This is a genomic window from Oleomonas cavernae (assembly GCF_003590945.1).
In the GTDB taxonomy this organism is placed as follows: Bacteria; Pseudomonadota; Alphaproteobacteria; order Zavarziniales; family Zavarziniaceae; genus Zavarzinia; species Zavarzinia cavernae.
This window is the reverse complement of record NZ_QYUK01000011.1, coordinates 899,653-919,676: the sequence shown is the minus strand read 5'-3', so window position 1 is coordinate 919,676 and position 20,024 is coordinate 899,653. Positions and strand designations below refer to the sequence as shown.

Below are 20,024 nucleotides of genomic sequence, written 5' to 3'. Positions count from 1 at the left end.
CAGCGTGCTGACCGGCACCACCACCGCCATCGGCTTCGGCTCCAATGTCATCGGCGCCATTCCCTTCATCCAGGATTTCGCGCTGGCGACCACCATCGGCATGATGATCAACCTGGTGATCACCATCGTGCTCGTGCCGCTGCTGCTTGCCTGGTGGTTTCCGCGCCCCACGGCCAGGATCGCCTCGATCGGCCAGCGCTCGCGCCGCCTGGGGCAGTTCCTCGAGCGGGCGACCCGCCCGCTGGTGGCGACGCCGCGGCGCCGCAAGCCCGTGCTCGCCGCGGTTTTCGCCCTGACCGGCCTGTCGCTCGCGACCATCATCGGCCTGACGCCGTCGATCGATCCCATCGCCATGATCAACAGGCAGGCCCAGGTCGTGCAGGACATCGACTTCTTCCAGGCGCGGATGACCGGCCTCAACCTGTTCTATGCCGTGGTGGAAACCAACTCGGGCTCCCTGCTCGAACCCGACCGCCTGGAGCGCCTGGCTGCGCTCGAGGCCGAGGCGAAAGGCCTGTTCGGTTCGGCCGTGTCGATCGCCGACTATGTAACCCTCACGCACCGGGCGTTCACCGGCGCCGCGGCGGCATCGCCGCCGCCCGCGCTGGAGGCGACCGAGCAATACCTGCTGTTCCATGACCTGGGGGAACTGCGCCATTTCCTCGCCGACGAGCGGCAGCAGGCCCTGATCCTCGTCCGCCACCCCTATTTCGACAGCCGCGAGATCAACCGCCGCCTAGAATTGCTCACGTCACGGGCGGCGACGCTGTTCGCCGGCAGCGGCCTCAGCCTCGAGGTGACCGGGCAGAACATCCTGGTCAACCGCAGTGCCGAATCCCTGGTCGAAAGCCAGTTCATCAGCTTCGTGGCCCTGCTGGTGGTGACCGCCCTGTTCCTGGCGGCGGCATTCCGCTCCCTCGCGGTGGGCCTGATCTCGCTCATCCCCAACGTGCTGCCCGGCGCCTTCGTGTTCGCCGTCATCGCCATCCTGGACCTGCCGTTCAACCCGGGCACCGGGGTCGCGGCGATGGTGTGCTTCGGCATCGCCGTCGACGACACCATCCACATGATCAACGCCCACATGCTGCGCACCACCGGCGAGACGGACATGCCGCTCCTCGAGGAACAGGCCTTGGCCGTCACGCTGACCGTGACCTGCGTCTCGCTCGCCTTCCTCGCCTTCGCCTTCTCGGAATTCAGCGTGGTCTGGCATTTCGGCCTGCTGGGCGCCATCGGCCTGTGGTGTGCCTGGGTGACCGACGTAGTGGTCACGCCGCTGCTGCTCGACGTCGCCGGACGGGTCGCGCAACGGCGCGCCGCCGTCCGCGCAGCCTGAAGGAATCGCCCGCGATGACCTGCAAGCCTAGCCATGCCTGTCGCCGGATCGCCCCGCTGCTCGGCGCCTTGGCCTTCCTGGGGATCGGCGAGGCCTGTGCCGGCGAGGCCGGTGCCCTGCGCTGGACCGGGACGCTCGAAGCTTTCGGCGATGCCTTCTTCGACGATCCCGCGCAAACCGTAAGACAGCGCGACGACGTCATCGCCTGGAGCCGCCTGTCGCTGGAGGCGAGCTACACGCCCGACCCCAGCATCAGCTTCGATCTCGGGGCCTATGCGGCCGGGTCCACGCCCGACCTCATGGCCCGCACCTGGGGCGAGGCCTTCCAGGCCGACGAAGCGGCCAATTTCGACTTGACCCGGGCCAACGTCCGCTGGCGCGGCACCGGTTTCGACCTGGTGGTAGGCAAGGCGCCGCTGAAACTCGGCTATGGCGACCTCTATTCCCCCGCTAACCGCTTCGAGCCGCACGACTACGCCAATCCCCTGCACGACTTCTCCATGGGGCTGTGGCAAGCGACCGCCAGCGTTTATCTGGGCGACGATCGCCTCTCCCTTTCCGTGCTGCCGGCGGACGAACGGCCCCGCCGCGGCGACGACGAGAGCCGCTGGTCGACCGGCGCCGGCAACACGTCCTTCTTCGACCTGTCCGCGCTGCCGGCCATCCCCGGCCCCGTCGACCTGCGCGTCGACACCGCGTTCCGCTCGCTCGAGCCTGAGGACTGGGGCGCGCTCCTCACCTATACCGGACGGCGGCAGGCCTTCGACTTCTACCTCGGGGCCCATGTCGGCGCCGCGGCCTATCCCGTGTTGCGGGGACGTGCCCTCCTGCCGCCGCCGGTGCCGGGCGCAGCCACCACCATCGTCGGCGACCAGGAATTGCTCGACACCGCCTCGGCCCTGGGCGGCATCGTCATCGCCCGCGAGCGCTACAAGCTCTATGCCGACGCAGTCTGGCAGCACACGCCCTCCGATAAGGACGACGACTTCTTGCGCTACCTCCTGGGCGCGCAGTTCCGCCTGGTGCCACTGGAGCGGTGGCTTGCCGTCGAGGAGGCCCGCGCCACGCTCGAATATGCCGGCGACGTGCGCACGAGAAAGGCGGACACCACGGATCCCATCCTGGTGTCGCGCTTCGGCCGCCCCTATGCCAACTATGCACTGTGGGAGTTGCGCCTGATCGTCGATCGCTGGCTGCAGCTCTACGGCAAGGGTGCTGCGAACGTCTATGAGGGCGACGCCGCCGGCCTCGTTGGCTTCGACTACCTGCTTACCGACGACCTGACCGTGAAAGGCGCGGTCTATCTGTTCGCGGGCGATGCCGACACCCAGTTCGGCCTGTGGCGCGACAACGACGGCGCCTATCTCGGCCTCGAACTGCGGTTTTAGGGGCAGCCGCCGGCGCGAGCGGCCTTGCCCCGGCGGAGGGCGACAGGCATGTTACCGCCCCGCGGCAAGCCGCCCCCTCCCTCTGGACCCGTAATGCCCCCTCGGTACTGTGGCCTCGATTTCGGCACGTCGAATTCCACCCTCGGCTTCAGCGTAGGGGGACGCTATGTCCTGTGCCCGCTCGAGGGTGGCAGCGTGACCCTGCCCAGTTCGATCTTCTTCGATTACGAGGACAAGACGGTGCGCTTCGGCCGCGACGGCATCAGGGCCTATATCGACGGCACCGAGGGCCGGCTGCTGCGCGCGCTGAAAAGCGTGCTGGGGTCGTCGCTGATCGCCGAGACGACGCAGATCCGCAACCGGCCGATGGCCATCAGGGACATCATCGGCATCCTGCTCAGGCACCTGAAATCGAGCGCAGAGCAGCACCTGGATGCCGAGATCGACAGCGTCGTGCTGGGTCGCCCGGTCCGCTTCGTCGACGATGACGACGCGGCCGACCGCCAGGCCGAGCAGGAACTGGTCGAGATCGCCCGGGCCCAGGGCTTCCGCCATATCGAGCTGCAATTCGAGCCGGTGGCCGCGGCGCTCGACTACGAACAGTCGCTGGCGCGCGAGGAACTGGCCCTGATCGTCGACCTGGGCGGCGGCACCTCGGACTTCGCCGTGACCCGCCTGTCGCCCGAGCGGTCGCGCAAGGCCGAGCGGGCGGACGACATCCTGGGGCGCAGCGGCGTGCATGTCGGCGGTACCGACTTCGACCGCCTGCTGTCGATCGCCCATGTGATGCCCGAACTGGGCTTCAATGCCACGATCGGCACCAAGAAGCTGCCCATGCCGATCCGCCTGTTCCATGACCTGGCGACCTGGCACCGCATTCCGTCGCTCTATACCGCCTCGACCCTCAATTATTTCCGCTCGATCCGCTCCGGCGTCGACCAGCCGGCGCTGATCGACCGGCTGATCGAGGTCCTGGTCGAGCGCAACGGCCACCGGCTGGCGACCGAGGTCGAGGCCGCGAAGATCACCCTGTCGCAGCAGGCGACGGCGATGCTGCACCTGCCCTTCCACCCGCCTGTGGAACTGGTCCTGACCCGCCGCGACCTGGTCGACGCCCTGCGCCGGGAGACGGCGGCCATCGTCGCCGGCATCGACCGCTGCCTGGCCCAGGCGGGGGTAACCCCGGACGAGATCCAGTCGGTCTTCCTGACCGGCGGCTCGACCGCCATTCCCGATATTCGCCAGCGCATCCTGGGCCACCTGCCCAACGCCGCCCCGGTGGAGGGCGACGTCTTCGGCAGCGTGGGCCTGGGCCTGGCGATCGATGCCGAACGCCGGTTCGGCAATGGTGCGCTCAAGGCCTGAGCGGAATGCTCAAGCCGCGCTGCACGGCGGGGCGGGCCAGGCCGCGTTCCAGCCAGGCCGGAACCTGGACGAGGCTGGCGAAATCGACCAGGTCGCCCGCGTCGTAGAAACCGATCAGGTTGCGCACCCAGCCCAGCAGCGAGATATCGGCGATGGTATAGGCCTCGCCCATGATCCAGGTCCGCCCGGCCAGCCGTGTTTCGAGGACGCCGAGCAGGCGCTTCGACTCGGCGACATAGCGTTCCAGCGGGCGCTTGTCCTCGTAGTCCCGCCCGGCGAATTTGTGGAAAAAGCCGACCTGGCCGAACATCGGCCCGACCGCCGCCATCTGGAAGAATACCCACTGGATCGTCTCGTAGCGCAGCACCGGGTCGGCCGGCAGGAACCGGCCGGTCTTCTCGGCGAGATAGAGCAGGATGGCGCCGGATTCGAACAGGGCGATCGGCTGTTCGCCCGGGCCGTCGGGATCGATGATGGCGGGGATCTTGCCGTTGGGATTGAGCGCGAGGAATTCAGGGGTCCAGGTCTCGTTCCGGCCGATATCGATCATGTGCGGCTCATAGGGTAGGCCCAGTTCCTCGAGCATGATCGAAACCTTGACGCCGTTGGGCGTGGGCAGGGAATAGAGCTGCAGCCGGTCCGGCTGCTGGGCCGGCCAACGGGTGGTGATCGGAAAAGCGGAGAGGTCTGACACGATCGATTCCTTAAGCGACAAGGCCGAGGGCACAAGATAGGGTCGCCGGGCAGCCCCTCGTCAACCGTCGCACAGCCGTCACATGAAGGGGATTGAATGCCGGGGCGGAAGCGCCATCCTGTGCGCCAAGGGGGCACCAGCCATGACGACGACCAGCGATAGCCTTGCACCGGTCACTGCCCTGCCCGCCGTCGCCGCCGATCCGGGCCGGGTGGCGGTCATCGGGCGGGGCATCGATCTTGGCGACCGGGCGCTGCTGGCCAGTTTCGGCGAGGGCGCGCAACGCACCGTCACCGCCTATGCCGACAAGATCCTGGGCCAGACCCGCAATCGCGAGCTGGGCGATACCGGCCGGCTGCTGGTCGACATCATCGAAAAGGCCAAGGGCCTGGATGCGGCGGGCCTCCAGTCCCTGGGGTTCCTGGGGCGGTTGTTCTCCTCGGCCCAGGCGCGGATCCGCCGCTTCGCCGCCCAGTTCGAGGATGTCGCGAGCCAGATCGACGGCATCGTCATCACCCTGGACAGCCACAAGGACCGCCTGAAACGCGATATCGCCGTGCTCGACGACCTGCACGAGGAAACCCGCCGCTCGATCAGCGAGCTCGAGGCGTATATCCAGGCCGGCAAGGCTTTCGGCGAACAGTACCGCGCCGGCGAACTGCTCCGCCTGAAGGCGGCGGCCGACAGTGCCACAGCGGCCGGCGACGGCCTGTTGGAGGCCCAGGGTTACCAGGACGCGGTCCAGGCGCTGGACCGGCTGGAAAAGCGCGTCTTCTACCTCCAGCAAGCACGCCAGATCGGCATCCAGCAACTGCCCCAGATCCGCATCGTTCAGGCCGGCGACGAGACCCTGATCGAAAACCTGCAAGCCACGGCGCAACTGACCGTCCCGGTGTGGAAGCAGAAAATGATCCTGCTGCTGGGCCTGACCCGCCAGAAGGAGGCGCTGGACCTCCAGAAGACGGTCACCGACGCCACCAACACCATGCTGAAGCAGACCTCGGCCATGATGAAGGACCAGGCCATCGCCATCGAGCAGCAGGCGCAGCGCGGCATCATCGATATCGAAACCCTGGAACAGACCAATCGCGACCTGATCGATACCATCGGCGGCGTCCTGAGGGTCCAGGCCGAGGGACGGGAAAAACGCACCCAGGCGGAACAGCGGATGGAAGCGATGACCAGCGATCTCCAACGCACCCTGAGCGCAGCAAAGGCCTGACCTCATGCCCATGCTGATCCTCCGCCTCGCCGCCCTGCTCTCGGCCGCCTTTCTCCTCAATGCCTGCGACGACAGCCCCAAGTTCGAATTCAAGATCGTCGCGGGTTCCGAGAACCAGGTGCTGGAGCCGATCGTCAAGGCCTTCTGCGACGATAAGGGTATCGCGTGCAGCGTAACCTACCTGGGTTCGCTCGATATCGGCCTGGGGCTGCGGCCCGGGCAGGAGGCGACGGTCGACGCGGTCTGGCCCGCCTCGAGCATCTGGATCGACCTGTTCGATACCCAGCGCCGGGTCACCCACCTGCAATCGATCTCGCAGAACCCGGTGGTGCTGGGCGTGCGCAAGGCCAAGGCCGAGGCCCTGGGCTGGACCAAGGGCCCGGTCAGCACGGCCGATATCCTCAAGGCCGTCGACGCCGGCGACCTGCGCTTCCTCATGACCTCTGCCACCCAGTCCAATTCGGGCGCCAGCGCCTATCTCGCCATGCTGGCGGCGGCGCGGGGCAAGCCGGTGCTGGAAGCCGGCGACCTCGACGATCCCGCCACCCTGGACCAGGTCACCCGCCTGCTGCACGGGGTGGAGCGGTCTTCGGGTTCCAGCGGCTGGCTCGCCGAGCTCTATGTCGACGCCTTCGACAAGGGTGCCACCTATGATGCCATGTGGAATTACGAGGCGGTGCTGAAGGAGACCAACGACCGCCTGCGCGCCAAGGGCCGCGAACCCCTGTGGGCGGTCTATCCCGGCGACGGCGTCTCGATCGCCGACTCGCCCCTGGGCTTCCTCGGCCGCGGCCGGGGCAAGGAGGTCGAGGATTTCTTCGTCGAACTCCAGGCCCATCTGCTCACCTCGCCAATCCAGGCGCAGATCGCCCAGACCGGGCGGCGCATCGCTCTGGGCCGGGCCGCCCAGGCCAAGCCGGAGCCCGATTGGAACTTCGATCCCGCCCGCCTCGTCACCGCGGTGCAGATGCCCGAGCCGGCGGTCATCCACAAGGCGCTGACGCTGTACCAGGAGGCCTTGCGCCGGCCGTCGCTGACCGCCCTGTGCCTGGATTTCTCGGGCAGCATGCAGGGCGAGGGCGAAAGCGCGCTGCGCCAGGCCATCAGCTTCCTGTTCACGCCCGAACGGGCCGCGGAGGTGCTGGTGCAATGGTCGCCCAAGGACCGCATCTTCGTCATTCCCTTCAGCGGCGACGTTGCCGCCGTGTGGAACGGCAGCGGCACGGCCGCCGATCAGGCCAGCCTGCTGGCCCAGGCCACCCGCCACCGGGTGGGCGGCGGCACCGACATGTATGCCTGTGTCCGCGAGGCCTACACCCGGATGAGGCCCCTGCTCGCCACCGACGACTATCTGCCGGCGATCGTGATCATGACCGACGGCCGCAGCGAGGGCGACCCCGACAGCTTCCTGGCCAGCCGGGATCCGGGCGACCAGCGCATCCCCATCTTCGGCATCACCTTCGGCGACGCCGACCGCGGCCAGCTCGACACCCTGGCAGCGGCGACCGGGGCCAGGGTTTTCGACGGGGCCAAGGATCTCACCGGTGCCTTCAGGGCCGCACGCGGCTATAACTGACGGCCTGGATGGGTGGAATGTTCACAGACGACCGCAATTGGCTCATCGCCGGCCTGGTCAGCGCGATCCTGATCCCGGGGCTGGTCTTTGTCGTACAGGTGCCGCTTGCCGTCGCCCTGGGCGTGGGCGCCCTCGCCTTTGCCGGGCTGGTCTTCGCCTTTGCCCCCCGCCGGGTGTTCGAGGGCATCGATGTCTCCAACGTCGCCCGCGGCCGGCTGGACCTGGCGCGCAAGGTGCTGAACGACGCCGCGCCCCAGATCGAGCGCCTGGGCGAAATCGCCCGGGGCATCCGCAAGGACACGGTGAAGGCCCAGGTCGGCCGGCTGGCCACGACCGCGCGGTCGATCGTCGCCGGGGTCGAGCAGGACGCCAACCGCCTGAGCACCGTGCAGCGGTTCCTGACCTACTACCTGCCGGCCGCCGGCGACGTTGCCGAACGCTATGGCGTGCTGGAACAAAAGCGCCTGCCCGACCCTGCCAGGATCACCCAGACCGAGGCGGTCATCGCCAAGCTCGAAGATGCCTTCAGCCATTATTCGGACTCGCTGCTCGACACCGACCTGGCCGATCTCGATGTCGAGCTGCGGCTGATCGAATCCTCGCTGAAGGAAGACATGGGGACCGCGCGATGAGCATGACACGGCGCGCCTTCGGCCTGGGCCTGGTGGGGGCCAGCGCGGCGGCAACCGGCGGCTATCTCTACCTGCGCGGCACGCCACTGTTTCGCGACCCCGCGCTGCTCACCGGTTTCGTCGGCGGCGAGAAAAAGGCGTTCCTGGCCAACCCCAGGACGATCGACGCCCTGGCCGGCGCCGGCTTTGCCCTGAACGGGCGCCAGGCCGGCTCGGTCGAAATGGTCCGGGCCCCGGAATTGCTGGCCCAGAGCCCGGATTTCCTGTGGCCGTCCTCCTCGGTGATGGTCGAGATCGCCCGCGAGAACAATGTCCAGGTGCGGCGGTCGCAGGTGGTGCTCAATTCGCCCATCGTGGTCTATTCCTGGTCCAACGTGGTCGACGGGCTGATCAAGGCCGGCACGGCGGCACGGGACGCCGCCGGTCACGCCACGATCGACCTGCTGGCCTTCCTCAAGGCGGTGCTGGCCGATGCCACCTGGGCCTCGCTGGGCGTCGGCGAGCTGTTCGGCAAGGCACGGATCACGGCGACCGATCCCAACCTGTCCAATTCGGGCTTCATGTTCGCGGGCCTGGCCGCCAACCTGCTGGCTGGGGATGTGGCGACGCCTGCCGTGCTGGGCAGCGTGGCCGGCGACGTCGAGAGCCTGTTCCGCCGCATGGGCTACAAGTCCCATTCCTCGGGCAGCCTGTTCGAGGACTATCTGGCAGGCGGGCCGGGCGCCTATCCCATGGTTGTCGGCTATGAGAACCAACTGGTCGAATGGATCATCGCCGATCCCGAACGCTGGGTGCGGGTCGCCAAAAGCGCCAACCGGCCGGTGGCGCTCTACCCGGTACCGACGGTCTATTCCGCCCATCCGCTGCTGAGCCTGAAGCCCGGCGCCGACGGGCTGATCGAAGCGCTGACCAGCAGCGAGCTGCAGAACATCGCCTGGGCCGACCATGGCTTCCGCGGGCCGCTGGGCGCGCCCGGCACCGCCTCGCACCCCGACGTCGCCGCCATGGTGCCCGAGCGGCTGGACGCGATCACGCCCATGCCCGAGGCATCGGTGATGCTGGCCCTGCTCGCCCGCCTCGCCGCCTGAGAAAAACGCCCCGGCCAAGGTGGCCGGGGCGCTTCTCGTTAGCCTCAGACCAGGAAGCTGTCGACCAGCAGGGTGTGGCTGGCGATCACCGCATCGGTCAGGCTGCCATTGAAGTTGGCGAAGGTGACGTAGTCGTCGCCGCCGCCGTCCAGGTCGACCTGCAGGTCGGTCGTGGTACCGGCCGCCTGGGTGCGCAGGAAGCCGCCGGTGAACAGGTCCTGCGCTGTGGCGCCGGCAAAGCCCGTGAAGCTGGACTTGGCCAGGACGATCTGGTCCTGAACGCTGCCGCGAACCGCGAAGTCGCTGATCGTATCGATGCTGTCGAACGTATCGAAGACGAACTGGTCGAGGCCCTGGCCGCCCTTCAGGAGGTCGGCACCGAGGCCGCCCACCAGCACGTCGTTGCCGGAGTTGCCATCGAGCGTGTCAACGCCCGCGCCGCCGACCAGCTCGTCGTTGTCCTGCGCACCGTAGAGCAGGTCATCGCCGTCGCCGCCGTCGAGCAGGTCGTTGCCCTGGCGACCATAGAGCGTGTCGTGGTCGGCACCGCCGGACACCTCGTCGGCCCCCAGGCCGCCGTCCAGCCGGTCATCGCCGGCATCGCCCAGCAGCAGGTCGTCGCCGTCGTTGCCGACGAGCGCATCCGCGCCGGCGTTGCCACGCAGGGAATTGGCCACCGCGTTGCCGCGGAACACGTCGTTGCCGCTGCCACCGATCAGGTTCTCGATGCTGGTGATGGTGTCAGCGCCCAGGCCGAGCGGGCCGCTGTCGGGCAGGACCACGGTGACCCGGCTGGTCGCCGCGCTGAAGTCCAGCGTGTCGCTGCCGTGCCGCCGTCATAGAGGTCGGCGCCGTCATAGGGCGTCGGCACGATGACGAAGGTGTCGTTGCCGCCCTCGCCGAACAGTTGGTCGGCGCCCAGGCCGCCGGTCAGGATGTCGTCGCCGTCCAGGGCATGGACAATGTCGTTGCCGCCCAGGGCGTTGATCGTGTCGTTGCCCGTGGTCGCCGTGATGGCGTCGCTGCCGGCGGTCGGGATGGTGTATTCGGCCAGGTCAATGCCGACGATCACCGGGTCATGGTCGGAGACGCGCACCGGGCTGGTGCCATCGTAGATCGCCGGGTCGCGGCCGAAGTCGAGGTTGTAGTCGAGCGCGTCGGCTTCGTCGGAGTTGATGTGCCACTTGGTGGCGCCGGTGATCTGGCCGTCCAGGTCGGCGTTGGCGAAGACGTAGTCGAGCGTGCCGGTCTGGCCGTCGAAGACATAGGAATGGTCGCCCGGCTGGGCCTGGTTGAAATAACCCGCCGCCTCGAGAATGGCGATGGCATCTTCCATGGCATAGGCGTTGAAATCGCCCAGCAGCAGGACATCGTCATCGCCAGAGTTGGTGGGATCGCTGGCGATCCAGGCGGCCAGGGCCTCTGCCGCCAGTTCGCGCTGCTGCGACCAGCCGCCCTGGCCGTCCAACTGGTCGGCATCCTCGCCGGTGCCGGCCCCGCTCTTGGACTTCAGGTGGTTGGCAACGGCGGTGAACTCGCCGCCCGTCGCAAGCTCGGTGAAGGTCACCGCCAGCGAGTGACGGCTGGTGTTTTCGCCGTCAAAAACATGGCCGATGGTGCTCTCGGTCAGCAGGTTGCCGAGACCGAGACCGGGCAGGTCGCTGTCGCTCAGGGTTTCGACAGTGGTGCCGGTAGAAACCTGCAGAGTATCCGTCTTGTAGAGGAAGCCCGGCGCGATCGCGTCGCCGCCGACGAACTGCGTGCCGGGGTTCACCCAGTCATAGATGTCGCTGCCCAGCTCGGCATTGAGTTGGTTGCACAGGTATTCAAGCGAGTTGCCCGAGGCACCGGGGAGGAAGTTGTTTTCGAGTTCGACCAGGCTGAACAGGTCGGCGTCGATATCCACCAGCGCGGTGATCAGCTTGTCGGTCTGGCGGGTGAATTCGGTTGCGTCGTTGGCGCCGCGCGGCTCCAGGCCGTTGGCGGTCATCGAACCGTCGTCCAGGGTCGCGAAGTAATTCAACACGTTCAGGCTGCAGACCGTGAGCGTGCCGCCGGTGTCGGCCGGGCTGTCCTCGCGGGGACCCGAGGAGACGAAAGTGTTGTCGCCGTTCTCGACCGAGCGGATGCGCCAAGTGGCACCGCTGGCCGAGGCACCGGCCCACTGGTAATCGAGCACGCCGGTCAGGCCGGTCACGGTGTCGCCCATGCGCGGGGCGCTGTCGGTGTCGTAGCCGGCAAAGCCGTCCAGGTTGCTGATAGGCTGGTTCTGGGTGTTCAGGCCGTCGTCATAGGTGATGGTGTGGCTGCCCAGTTCTTCCAGATGCGCCTGGTAGCCTGCCTGGTCGGGGGCGTTGTCCTGGGTGAAGCTGGCCGGACGCTCGCCCTCGACCAGCTTGATCTCATTGAAGCGGTCAAGGTTGAACTGCTCGGTGATGGTCAGGGTATCGGGCAGCTTGACCAGCATGCCCTCATAGGCCTCGAGGTCGGGCTGATAGTCGCCATCCTGGTTGAGGGTGACTGCGGCACCGGGCAGGTCGATCTCGACCGCGAGATCCTGCACATCGGCAACCGCGCCGGCCTCAACCACGTTGACGCTGGTGGCGGTGAACTCGGTCAGGCCGAAATATTCGCTGATCGTGCCGGTGACCTGCACCCGGTCGCCCAGTTGCACATCGGTGGCGCCCTGGAAGACGAAGATGCCTTCCGAGGTCAGCGCGTTGGCGTCCCAGTCGGCGCCTTCTTCCTGGAGGTAGAAGCCGTTCAGGTTGCGGCCGGTGTCGGCGTCGCCGTTCTGGAAGTCGCCGACCACGATCGCCTCGATCGTCACCGTCTGGCCGACCATGGTGCTGGCACTGCCGGCGCCCTGGATGGTCGAGATCAGGGTCAGGGCGACATCGTCGTTGGTGATCGTGCCGGTGGCGGTGCCGTCGCCGACGACCGCCGTGCCCGTGGTGTTGATGATGTTGGACAGGTCGACCGTGAAGGTCTCGTTCGCCTCGATGTCGTCGTCGCCGTTGATGGTGATCGAGACCTGCTGGGTCAGGGCGCCGCCGGCGGTGAAGTTCAGGGTGCCGTTGCCGGCGACATAATCGCTGCCCGCCGCGGCCGTGCCGTCCGTCGTGTCGTAATCGATCGAGAAGGCGCCGTCCGCATCGCTGCGCGTCACGGTGAAGTTCAGGGTCTGGGTGCCCGAATCGTTTTCCGTGATCGTCGCATCACTGATCGACACGGTGGTGTCGCTGCCGGTCAGGGGATCGCTGGAGACGTTGATGTCGTCGATGCCGACCCATTCGTCGTTGCCGGCCGCATTGGTGGTCAGGATGCGGACCTGGATCTGCGACTGGCCGTCGGCGTCGCTGGGCAGGGTCACGTCGAAGGCGGTGGTCTGGGTCGCGGTGTTCGCCGTGGTCACGTCGGCATTGTAGCCGCCGGTGACATTGGTCCAGGTGCCGCTGTCGCCGATGCGGTACTGGACGGCGATGGGCTGCGCGGCATTGTCGGCCGAGCCGTCGATGTCACGGGCATTGAACTGGACGCGGACATCCTGCTGACCGGTCGCATCGAGATACAGCACGATGGCCGGCGCATCGGCGGTGCCCGAGCCGTTGAGGGCGATGGTCGGGTCGGTGATGGCGAATTCGGCCACGCCGCCGTTGCTCAGGGTGTTGGGCGCGGTCTGGTTGGCGATCACGTCGACCGCGCCCGAGCTGGCGCCGGTCAGGGTGCGCGGGTCGACCGCCGTCGGGCTGCCGGCATCGATGTCGCCCAGGAAGCCCTGGATGCTGGGCACGCCCGACCAGTCGTCGTTGGCCGTGATCTGGCCGGCATTGCTCCAGTCCTGCTGCAAGGCGCCGGAACTGAGGTCGTGATAGACGGTCGACATGATGAAGCGCCCCCGATTACAACAAACGTCGATTGGCCGGGGGCCGGAATGGGCCCCTCGAATCCGCGCGATGCTGGCAGCGGGTGTTTACAGGGGCGTGACCGGACGGTTGCTTATTTCCGACGAAATTGTGCCGGTAGATTCGCGCCTCGGCAGCAACCAAAAAAACAAAGGGCCCGGTGTCGCCACCGGGCCCTTCGCTATTGATTGCCGGGACGATCAGCTCCCGATGATGCCGCCGTCGGTGCGGCGCACGGCGACCATGACCGGACGCTTCTGGCCATTCGGGAAGGTGCTGGCCTGGCCGTCTTCGCCCGGATGCTGGATGTTGCAGAAGAAGGTCGTGTTGTCGGGCGAGAACAGCGGGCCGCAGACCTCGCAGCCGAACGGGCCGACCAGGAAGCGCTTCACGCGGACCTTGCCGTTGCCGGCGATTTCCGTGCACAGGACCTGGTCATTGCTGGCGAAGCTGTTCGGGTTGCCGTCGGTCGCGATCCACAGCAGGCCGCGGTTGTCGAAGGTGATGTTGTCGGGCGAGCCGAAACGGTCGCCGAAGAACGTGTCCTTGACATCGCCGACCGCGCCGCTGGCCGCCTTCGGGTCACCTGCCAGCAGGTAGAGCGACCAGGTGAAGGTGGTCGAGGTGTGGTCGTTGCCGTCCTCGGTGATCTGCACGATGTGACCCGTGCGGTTGTTGTTGCGCGGGTTGGCCGCATCAGCCGCCGACGAGCGGACGGTGCCGGTGCCCGGGCGATTGGCCGCCGTGGCCGAGCCGCCGCGGTTGCTGTTGTTGGTGCAGACCACGAAGACCTTGCCCGTGCCGGCAAAGGTCACCGGATCGTGCGGGGCTTCGACGTCTTCCGGGCGGTCCATCGGGGTGGCGCCCAGCACGTCCGCGGCTTCGCGGGTGCGGATGCAGATGTCGGCCTGGTCGGCGAAGGCGCCGGCGGCCTTGCTGTCGACATTGGCGTGGGTGAGCGGCAGCCACTCGCCCGTGCCATCGGCATTGAACTTCGCCGTGTAGAGCGTGCCGGCCGACAGCAGCGAGAAGTGGGCCTTGGCGCGCGGGGTTTCGCGGTCGAAGGTGCCGTCGGTGACGAACTTGTAGACATAGTCGAACTGCTGGTCGTCACCCGAATAGGCCACGACCTTGCCCTTGGCGGCACCCGTCGGGTACTGCACGACGATGGTGGCGCACTCGTGCTTGAAGCGGCCCAGGGCGGTGTGCTTCACCGGGCGGCGGGTCGGGTCGTAGGGGTCGACCTCGATGATCCAGCCGTACTTGAAGCCTTCGTTGGGCATCTTCGCCAGGTCGAAGCGATCGTGGTACTTTTCCCAGCGGCGCGACGTGGCGCCGTTGCTCATGCCCAGGATCTGGTAGTTGGCCTTGGTCGTGCCGGCCGGCAGGGTGCTGAGGTTGGCGAAGTACTGGTTGAAGTTCTCTTCGGCCGACAGATAGGTGCCCCAGGGCGTGAAGCCGCCGGCGCAGTTGTTGAAGGTGCCGGCGACGGCACCCGCCAGGCGGGGATCGTCCTTGGCCGGGCCGTCCAAGGTGAAGCGGGTGTTGCCGGTGATGCGGCGGGCGACCAGCGCGCCTTCGGCGACATCGCCGACGCGCATGCCGACGTCATGGGTCCAGGTGCCGCCGACGAGGCGGATGCCGGCGATGGTGATGCCGTGGGCGGCGATTTCCACATCCACGGTGTTGCGCGAGGCCGAAGCCGCGCTGTAGCCGGGGAACATGTCGGTGCCGGTGGTGTATTCCTGATTGAAGGCCGCGATATAGGCGCCGTGCGGCTGGCCGCCCGCGCTGGCCGGCGAACCGATCGGGTTGGCGAACAGGGCCAGCATGTCGTGGTTGAAGCCGACGCGACGTTCCTGCTGATCGGCGGTCAGGTTGGTGCCGTTCACTTCGCCGGCGCCGGTGCCCCAGGCAGCGTCGCCCGAGAACAGCGGGTCGCCCCAGGCCAGCAGCGTGTTGAAGCCGTAGCCGGTCGGGACGGTAATCGTGTCGGCCTTGGTTTCGGCGACGGCGACGAAGCCGGTCGCGGCCAGGGCTTCCGTCGGGAAACCGACGGTCAGAACCGACGAGGCAGCAGCGGTCGCGGCAACGGCACCGACCAGGAAGCCGCGGCGGCTGAGATGGGCGTCGACCATCCCTTCGAAAGTATTGCTGGAGGAGAGGCTGCGCTTGCGCAGAGCCTCGGCATCGTAATCGGACATATCCCAACCCCTTGTTGCTCGACTCCCTCGGCGGGCATCGATTCAGGCGATCGGGATTACATATCGGCTTGACGACACTACGGTTACAGAACGGAAAATCTCTAGTGAAGCTCGCCCGCGCTGACGGCAGGGCAGGATTGCCCTGCCCTGCCGTCGCTTAGGTCAAGTCCCTCAGGTCCCGACGATGCCGCCGTCGGCCCGGCGAACCGCGACCATGCTGGGCCGCGGACCGGTGCCGTTGGGGAAGGAGCTGGCGACATTCTCGCCCGGGTGCTGAACGTTGCAGAAGAAGGTCGTGTTATCGGGCGAGAACAGCGGACCGCAGATCTCGCAGCCGGCAGGGCCGACCAGGAAGCGCTTCACGCGGACCTTGCCGTTGCCGGCGATTTCCGTGCACAGCACCTGGTCGTTGCAGGGATAGCTGGCCGGGTTGCCGTCGGTCGCGATCCACAGCAGGCCACGATTGTCGAAGGTGATGTTGTCGGGCGAGCCGAAGCGGTCGCCGAAGAACGAGTCCTTGACATCGCCGACCGCCCCGGCCGCCGCCTTGGGATCACCCGCCAGCAGGTAGAACTGCCAGGTGAAGGTGGTCGCGGTGTGATCGTTGCCGTCTTCGTTGATCTGCACGATATGGCCCGTGCGGTTGTTGGCGCGGGGGTTGGCCGCGTCGACCGCCGAGGAACGCACCGTGCCGTTGGCGCGGTTGGCCGCGGTCGCGGAACCGCCACGGTTGCTGTTGTTGGTGCATACCATGAAGACCTTGCCGGTGCCGGCGAAGGTCAGCGGGTCATGGGGCGCCTCGACGTCTTCCGGGCGGTCCATCGGGGTGGCGCCCAGCACGTCGGCCGCTTCGCGGGTGCGGATGCAGATGTCGGCCTGATCGGCGAACGCGCCCGGCGCCAGGCTGTCGACATTGGCATGGGTCACCGGCAGCCACTGGCCGGTGCCGTCGGCGTTGAACTTGCCGACGTAGAGCGTGCCGGCCGACAGCAGCGAGAAGTGGGCCTTGGCGCGCGGGTTTTCGCGATCGAAGGTGCCGTCGGTGACGAACTTGTAGACATAGTCGAAGCGCTCGTCGTCGCCGGAATAGAGTGCGACCTTGCCCTTGGTCTGGCCCGCGGGATATTGCACCACGACCGTGGCGCACTCGTGTTTCACGCGGCCGATCGCCGTGTGCTTCACCGGGCGCCGGGTGGGATCATAGGGGTCCAGTTCCAGGATCCAGCCCTGCTTGAAGCCTTCGTTGGGCATCTTGGTCAAGTCGAAGCGATCGTAGACCCGCTCCCACAGGGTGCCCGAGGCGCCGTTGGGCATGCCGAAGATCTGGTGCGTGGTTTTGGTCTGGCCGGCCGGCACGCCGCTCAGGTTGGCGAAGTTGAAGTTGAAGTTCTCTTCGGCCGACAGATAGGTGCCCCAGGGCGTGAAGCCGCCGGCGCAGTTGCTGAAGGTGCCGTCCACCGGGCCGGACAGGCGCGGATCGTCCTTGGCCGGGCCGTCCAGCAGGAAGCGGGTGCGCCCGGTGATGCGGCGGGCAACCAGCGCGCCCTCGGGCACGTCGCCCACGCGCATGGTGCGGTCCTGGCCCCAGACGTTGCCGACCAGGCGGATACCGGCGACGGTGATGCCGCTGGCATTGATTTCGGTGTCGATCTGGTTGCGCGTCGGGTTCGCGGCGACGAAGCCGGGGAACATGCGCACCGGCTCGGTATATTCGTTGTTGAAGGCCGCGATATAGGCGGCATGCGGCTGGCCGCCGGCGCTGGCGGGCGAGCCGAAGGGGTTGGCGAACAGGGCCAGCATGTCGTGGTTGAAACCGACGCGACGGGCCTGCTCGGCCGCGGTCAGGTTGCCGCCGTTGATCTCACCGGCGCCGTTGCCCCAGAGGGCGTCGCCCTCGAACAGCGGATCGCCCCAGGTCAGCAGGGCATTGAAGACATAGCCGGGCGGCAGGGTGACGGTGTCGGCCGTGGTCTCGGCCACGGCGACAAAGCCGGTCACGGCATGGGCGTCGGTCGGCACGCCGATGTTCAGGAGCGCGCCCCCCGCGGCGGCGGTGACGGCAGCCGCGCCGGCGCCCTTCAGGAAGCCGCGGCGGTTGAGGTTGGCCTCGACCATCCCCTCGAAGGTATTGCTGGACGACAGGCTACGGTGACGCAGTTTCTCGATATCGTAATCCGACATGTCTCACCCCCTACCCCACGGCCTCGGCGAGGCCAAGCGATCAGGATTACATATCGGGTACGCGACAATGCCGTGACGGATCGGCAAAACTCTGATGAAGGTGCCCTTGCTCGCCGCTTTCGGTATCGGCGTACCGGCGACGGTGTGTCTCGCCGGGCCGTGAGAATTGGACCTATACCAATGGCCCTCATGGTATAGAGTCACGCGCGCCGTTCAGGATGACTTCATGGACCCTCGTATCGTCACCCTATCCCGTGTCGTGGAGGCTGCCGCCCGCTCCGGCTGCGGCAGCGGCCAGATTCTCGAGCGCGCCCGCCAGGCCGACCCCGGCGCCTCGACGGCCGAGATCCGGCGGGCGGCGATCTATGCCCTGACCGATCCGGCCGAGCGCGACGACCAGGTGAAATCACGGCTGCACGCCCTGGCCATCGACATTCGCTGAATGGCGGTTACGTGGTCGGGCAAGCCGGATTTGAATTCATGCCACCCCCATCTAATTTGACGCGAACTTGGCGGGGGTATGATCAGGGCCATGAGCATGACCACCATCAAACAGGAAATTGCCGAACTACGGGCAAGGCTCAACGAACTCGAGGAGCGCGTGGACGCCGGCATGATTGAAGGCGACCTTGGTCCTGAGGCGACCGAGGCCGATCTGGATGCTTGGCTCGCCCGGAATTGGCCGGCTCTCGAACAGCGTTCCCTTGAGGGATACGCGGCCCTTGCCCGAGGCGAATGCCTCACGGGCACAGCCGACGAAACCGCTGCCGTCATCATGGAAGACCTGCGCCGTCGCGCCGCCCACTCCTGAGCACTTTTCGGTTATATGGCTGACCGTCGAGTTACGTATCTGCCAGAAGCGCGGGCGGACCTTGTCCGAATTGAAGCCCGCATTCGCGACAACAACGGCCCGCTCGTTGCGGCGGATAAAATCGCCGTCATCCTGCGCAAAGTGAAGCTTCTCGCGATCAACCCGAGCACCGATTCCAAGCCGAAACGGCGCACCCTCCCCAATGGGAAAGTCCTTCGTTTCGCCGTCGTGATGCGATGGTGGGTGGTTTATGAAGACATAGAAGACGAGAACCACCTCGTCGTAAACGCGATCGTCGACAGCGTCCGCGACATCCCCAACATCACTTTCCACCCATCGGAAAGATGATTAGGCACAGCGCACATATGCCAACGCGGCCGGCACTCGCCGCACCTAAGTCTGGCGAGAGCGATAGCGAGCCAAACGGCCTTGAGAAGCAAAAAGGGCCTCCCTTTCGGAAGGCCCTAAGTGCTTGAAAGCGTTAGCTTTCTTGATGGTCGGGCAAGCCGGATTTGAACCGACGACCCTCAGTCCCCCAGACTGATGCGCTACCAGGCTGCGCTATTGCCCGTCAGTCACAGGCCAAAAGACCTGCGAGGCGGCGGACTATAGCCGCATCGGCTGCGCTGGGCAACGCCGCTGTAGGCTATTTCTCGAGGCCGCGCCCGCCACCCCTAATTCTTTGATTTTCCAGCCAAAATTGCCCGTATCGCGGCCAGTTCGGCGCGCAGGTCGCGCACCAGGGCGCGCAGATCGTCGGGCGTATCGGGGGCTGCGTCGTCGGCATCGGTGCCCTCGGGCCCGCCGGGCAGCGCCGACTCGTCGGGCGATTCGTCCGCCACATCCTCCTGCACCTGGGACGGCGACAGGGTGACGATGGGCGGCGGCGTGCGATGGTCGGCCAGACGCTCGGCCAGCGGCTTGGCCACGGCGATCACCGCCTGGGCACCGTTCTCGCGCAGCACCTTCTGCACGCCCTTGATCGTATAGCCGTCGCTGTAGAGCAGGTGGCGGATGCCCTTGAGCAGGGCAACATCCTCGGGCCGGTAGTAGCGCCGCCCCCCGCCCCGCTTCAGCGGCTTGATCTGGGGAAACTTGGTTTCCCAGAAGCGCAGCACGTGCTGCGGCACGTCGAGTTCGACGGCAACTTCGGAAATGGTGCGAAAGGCGCCGGGATGCTTGGCGGCACCGCGGGGAAGATCACCGCTGTCGAGCGCCCGGTCACCCACCGGCGCTTAGCCCTGATCCTTGGGCGCTGCCTTGGCGGCGCCACCAGCCAAGCCCACGTTGATGTGATCCTTGAGGACATGGGACGGCCGGAACACCAGCACCCGGCGCGGCTCGATCGGCACTTCCTCGCCGGTCTTGGGGTTGCGCCCGACCCGCCCGCCCTTCTGGCGCACGGTGAAGGTGCCGAAGGAGGAAATCTTGACGGTCTCGCCATGCACCAGGCTGTCGGCAATGGCATCAAGGACGGACTCGACCAGTTCGGCCGATTCATTGCGCGAAAGGCCGACCTCTTGATAGACGGCCTCGCTGAGATGGGCACGCGTGATGGTGGTGGTCGCCATGCTTCCCCCAAGGTCCGACGGCTAAGCCTAGTATCAGGTCATAAATCCGTC

The 20,024-nt window shown here is 66.9% G+C and carries 17 protein-coding genes and 1 tRNA gene; 10 read left to right on the top strand and 8 right to left on the bottom strand.

All coding sequences use genetic code 11. From position 1 onward, the window contains the following. The first annotated feature begins 4 nt into the window (after positions 1-4). From D3874_RS08050 to D3874_RS08040, 3 genes are read left to right on the top strand one after another with little or no spacing between them, the layout of a single operon-like run. Positions 5-1,336 (top strand): efflux RND transporter permease subunit, encoded by a 1,332-nt coding sequence (locus D3874_RS08050; RefSeq protein ID WP_119777618.1) that lies wholly within the window; start codon positions 5-7, stop codon positions 1,334-1,336. Positions 1,337-1,350: 14 nt separating this feature from the next. Continuing rightward, on the top strand, positions 1,351-2,724 hold the full coding sequence (locus D3874_RS08045; protein ID WP_119777617.1) for a hypothetical protein: 1,374 nt from the start codon (positions 1,351-1,353) through the stop codon (positions 2,722-2,724). 48 nt (positions 2,725-2,772) lie between these two features. Next, positions 2,773-4,089, top strand: a complete 1,317-nt coding sequence (locus tag D3874_RS08040; RefSeq protein ID WP_338016695.1) for an Hsp70 family protein — start codon at positions 2,773-2,775, stop codon at positions 4,087-4,089. Here the strand turns inward: D3874_RS08040 and D3874_RS08035 are convergent. Then, positions 4,079-4,783 (bottom strand): glutathione S-transferase N-terminal domain-containing protein, encoded by a 705-nt coding sequence (locus tag D3874_RS08035; protein ID WP_119782211.1) that lies wholly within the window; start codon positions 4,781-4,783, stop codon positions 4,079-4,081. The genes D3874_RS08040 and D3874_RS08035 overlap by 11 nt on opposite strands. A gap of 142 nt (positions 4,784-4,925) precedes the next feature. Between D3874_RS08035 and D3874_RS08030 the strand changes: the two genes are divergently transcribed. Genes D3874_RS08030 through D3874_RS08015 form a run of 4 tightly spaced genes read left to right on the top strand, consistent with a single transcriptional unit; the run spans position 4,926 to position 9,301 of the window. After that, positions 4,926-6,005, top strand: coding sequence for a toxic anion resistance protein (locus D3874_RS08030; RefSeq protein WP_119777615.1), 1,080 nt, complete (start codon positions 4,926-4,928; stop codon positions 6,003-6,005). Positions 6,006-6,009: 4 nt separating this feature from the next. Further along, entirely contained in the window at positions 6,010-7,581 is a 1,572-nt protein-coding gene (locus D3874_RS08025; RefSeq protein WP_199698990.1) for a vWA domain-containing protein, read from the top strand. Between the two features lie 17 nt (positions 7,582-7,598). After that, on the top strand, positions 7,599-8,213 hold the full coding sequence (locus D3874_RS08020; RefSeq protein ID WP_158595894.1) for a 5-bromo-4-chloroindolyl phosphate hydrolysis family protein: 615 nt from the start codon (positions 7,599-7,601) through the stop codon (positions 8,211-8,213). Continuing rightward, entirely contained in the window at positions 8,210-9,301 is a 1,092-nt protein-coding gene (locus D3874_RS08015; protein WP_119777613.1) for a hypothetical protein, read from the top strand. The genes D3874_RS08020 and D3874_RS08015 overlap by 4 nt, the downstream gene beginning before the upstream one ends. 44 nt (positions 9,302-9,345) lie before the next feature. Here the strand turns inward: D3874_RS08015 and D3874_RS27890 are convergent, their stop codons facing one another. The 4 genes from D3874_RS27890 to D3874_RS07990 form a co-directional block, all read right to left on the bottom strand. Continuing rightward, a complete protein-coding gene (locus D3874_RS27890) occupies positions 9,346-10,083 on the bottom strand; it encodes a calcium-binding protein (RefSeq protein ID WP_147385569.1) in 738 nt (245 codons plus the stop codon). Then, positions 10,017-13,187 carry an ExeM/NucH family extracellular endonuclease gene (locus D3874_RS08000; RefSeq protein WP_158595893.1) on the bottom strand — a complete coding sequence of 1,057 codons (3,171 nt, stop codon included), beginning with the start codon at positions 13,185-13,187 and terminating at the stop codon, positions 10,017-10,019. The genes D3874_RS27890 and D3874_RS08000 overlap by 67 nt, the downstream gene beginning before the upstream one ends. Before the next feature lie 219 nt (positions 13,188-13,406). After that, the gene (locus tag D3874_RS07995; RefSeq protein ID WP_119777612.1) at positions 13,407-15,410 is read right to left on the bottom strand and encodes a PhoX family protein; all 2,004 of its coding nucleotides are present in this window, start codon (positions 15,408-15,410) and stop codon (positions 13,407-13,409) included. A gap of 171 nt (positions 15,411-15,581) precedes the next feature. Next, positions 15,582-17,591 (bottom strand): PhoX family protein, encoded by a 2,010-nt coding sequence (locus D3874_RS07990; RefSeq protein WP_119777611.1) that lies wholly within the window; start codon positions 17,589-17,591, stop codon positions 15,582-15,584. A 226-nt stretch (positions 17,592-17,817) separates the two neighbouring features. Here D3874_RS07990 and D3874_RS07985 point away from each other — a divergent pair, with 226 nt between their 5' ends. The 3 genes from D3874_RS07985 to D3874_RS07975 all read left to right on the top strand — a co-directional run bounded on the left by D3874_RS07985 (position 17,818) and on the right by D3874_RS07975 (position 18,750). After that, positions 17,818-18,033: a hypothetical protein gene (locus D3874_RS07985; protein ID WP_147385568.1), complete on the top strand. Its 216-nt coding sequence runs from the start codon at positions 17,818-17,820 to the stop codon at positions 18,031-18,033. A gap of 90 nt (positions 18,034-18,123) precedes the next feature. Beyond that, the gene (locus tag D3874_RS07980) at positions 18,124-18,402 is read left to right on the top strand and encodes a hypothetical protein (protein ID WP_147385567.1); all 279 of its coding nucleotides are present in this window, start codon (positions 18,124-18,126) and stop codon (positions 18,400-18,402) included. Positions 18,403-18,417: 15 nt separating this feature from the next. Beyond that, positions 18,418-18,750 (top strand): type II toxin-antitoxin system RelE/ParE family toxin, encoded by a 333-nt coding sequence (locus D3874_RS07975; RefSeq protein WP_119777608.1) that lies wholly within the window; start codon positions 18,418-18,420, stop codon positions 18,748-18,750. Positions 18,751-18,896: 146 nt separating this feature from the next. On the opposite strand, the gene D3874_RS07970 is transcribed toward D3874_RS07975, so the two are convergent. From D3874_RS07970 to D3874_RS07960, 3 genes are all read right to left on the bottom strand, one after another. After that, a tRNA-Pro gene (locus D3874_RS07970) sits at positions 18,897-18,973 on the bottom strand. Between the two features lie 103 nt (positions 18,974-19,076). Beyond that, positions 19,077-19,631 carry a MerR family transcriptional regulator gene (locus D3874_RS07965; RefSeq protein ID WP_119777607.1) on the bottom strand — a complete coding sequence of 185 codons (555 nt, stop codon included), beginning with the start codon at positions 19,629-19,631 and terminating at the stop codon, positions 19,077-19,079. Positions 19,632-19,637: 6 nt separating this feature from the next. Next, a complete protein-coding gene (locus D3874_RS07960) occupies positions 19,638-19,973 on the bottom strand; it encodes an integration host factor subunit alpha (protein ID WP_119777606.1) in 336 nt (111 codons plus the stop codon). Positions 19,974-20,024: the final 51 nt, after the last annotated feature.

Excerpts from the sequence above, each read along its gene's own strand:
- D3874_RS08045 (WP_119777617.1), top strand. The coding sequence starts at position 1,351 with ATGACCTGCAAGCCTAGCCATGCCTGTCGCCGGATCGCCCCGCTGCTC.
- D3874_RS08040 (WP_338016695.1), top strand. The coding sequence starts at position 2,773 with ATGTTACCGCCCCGCGGCAAGCCGCCCCCTCCCTCTGGACCCGTAATG.
- D3874_RS08030 (WP_119777615.1), top strand. The coding sequence starts at position 4,926 with ATGACGACGACCAGCGATAGCCTTGCACCGGTCACTGCCCTGCCCGCC.
- D3874_RS08025 (WP_199698990.1), top strand. The coding sequence starts at position 6,010 with ATGCCCATGCTGATCCTCCGCCTCGCCGCCCTGCTCTCGGCCGCCTTT.
- D3874_RS08020 (WP_158595894.1), top strand. The coding sequence starts at position 7,599 with ATGTTCACAGACGACCGCAATTGGCTCATCGCCGGCCTGGTCAGCGCG.
- D3874_RS08015 (WP_119777613.1), top strand. The coding sequence starts at position 8,210 with ATGAGCATGACACGGCGCGCCTTCGGCCTGGGCCTGGTGGGGGCCAGC.
- D3874_RS08000 (WP_158595893.1), bottom strand. The coding sequence starts at position 13,187 with ATGTCGACCGTCTATCACGACCTCAGTTCCGGCGCCTTGCAGCAGGAC.
- D3874_RS07995 (WP_119777612.1), bottom strand. The coding sequence starts at position 15,410 with ATGTCCGATTACGATGCCGAGGCTCTGCGCAAGCGCAGCCTCTCCTCC.
- D3874_RS07990 (WP_119777611.1), bottom strand. The coding sequence starts at position 17,591 with ATGTCGGATTACGATATCGAGAAACTGCGTCACCGTAGCCTGTCGTCC.
- D3874_RS07985 (WP_147385568.1), top strand. The coding sequence starts at position 17,818 with ATGGACCCTCGTATCGTCACCCTATCCCGTGTCGTGGAGGCTGCCGCC.
- D3874_RS07980 (WP_147385567.1), top strand. The coding sequence starts at position 18,124 with ATGAGCATGACCACCATCAAACAGGAAATTGCCGAACTACGGGCAAGG.
- D3874_RS07975 (WP_119777608.1), top strand. The coding sequence starts at position 18,418 with ATGGCTGACCGTCGAGTTACGTATCTGCCAGAAGCGCGGGCGGACCTT.
- D3874_RS07960 (WP_119777606.1), bottom strand. The coding sequence starts at position 19,973 with ATGGCGACCACCACCATCACGCGTGCCCATCTCAGCGAGGCCGTCTAT.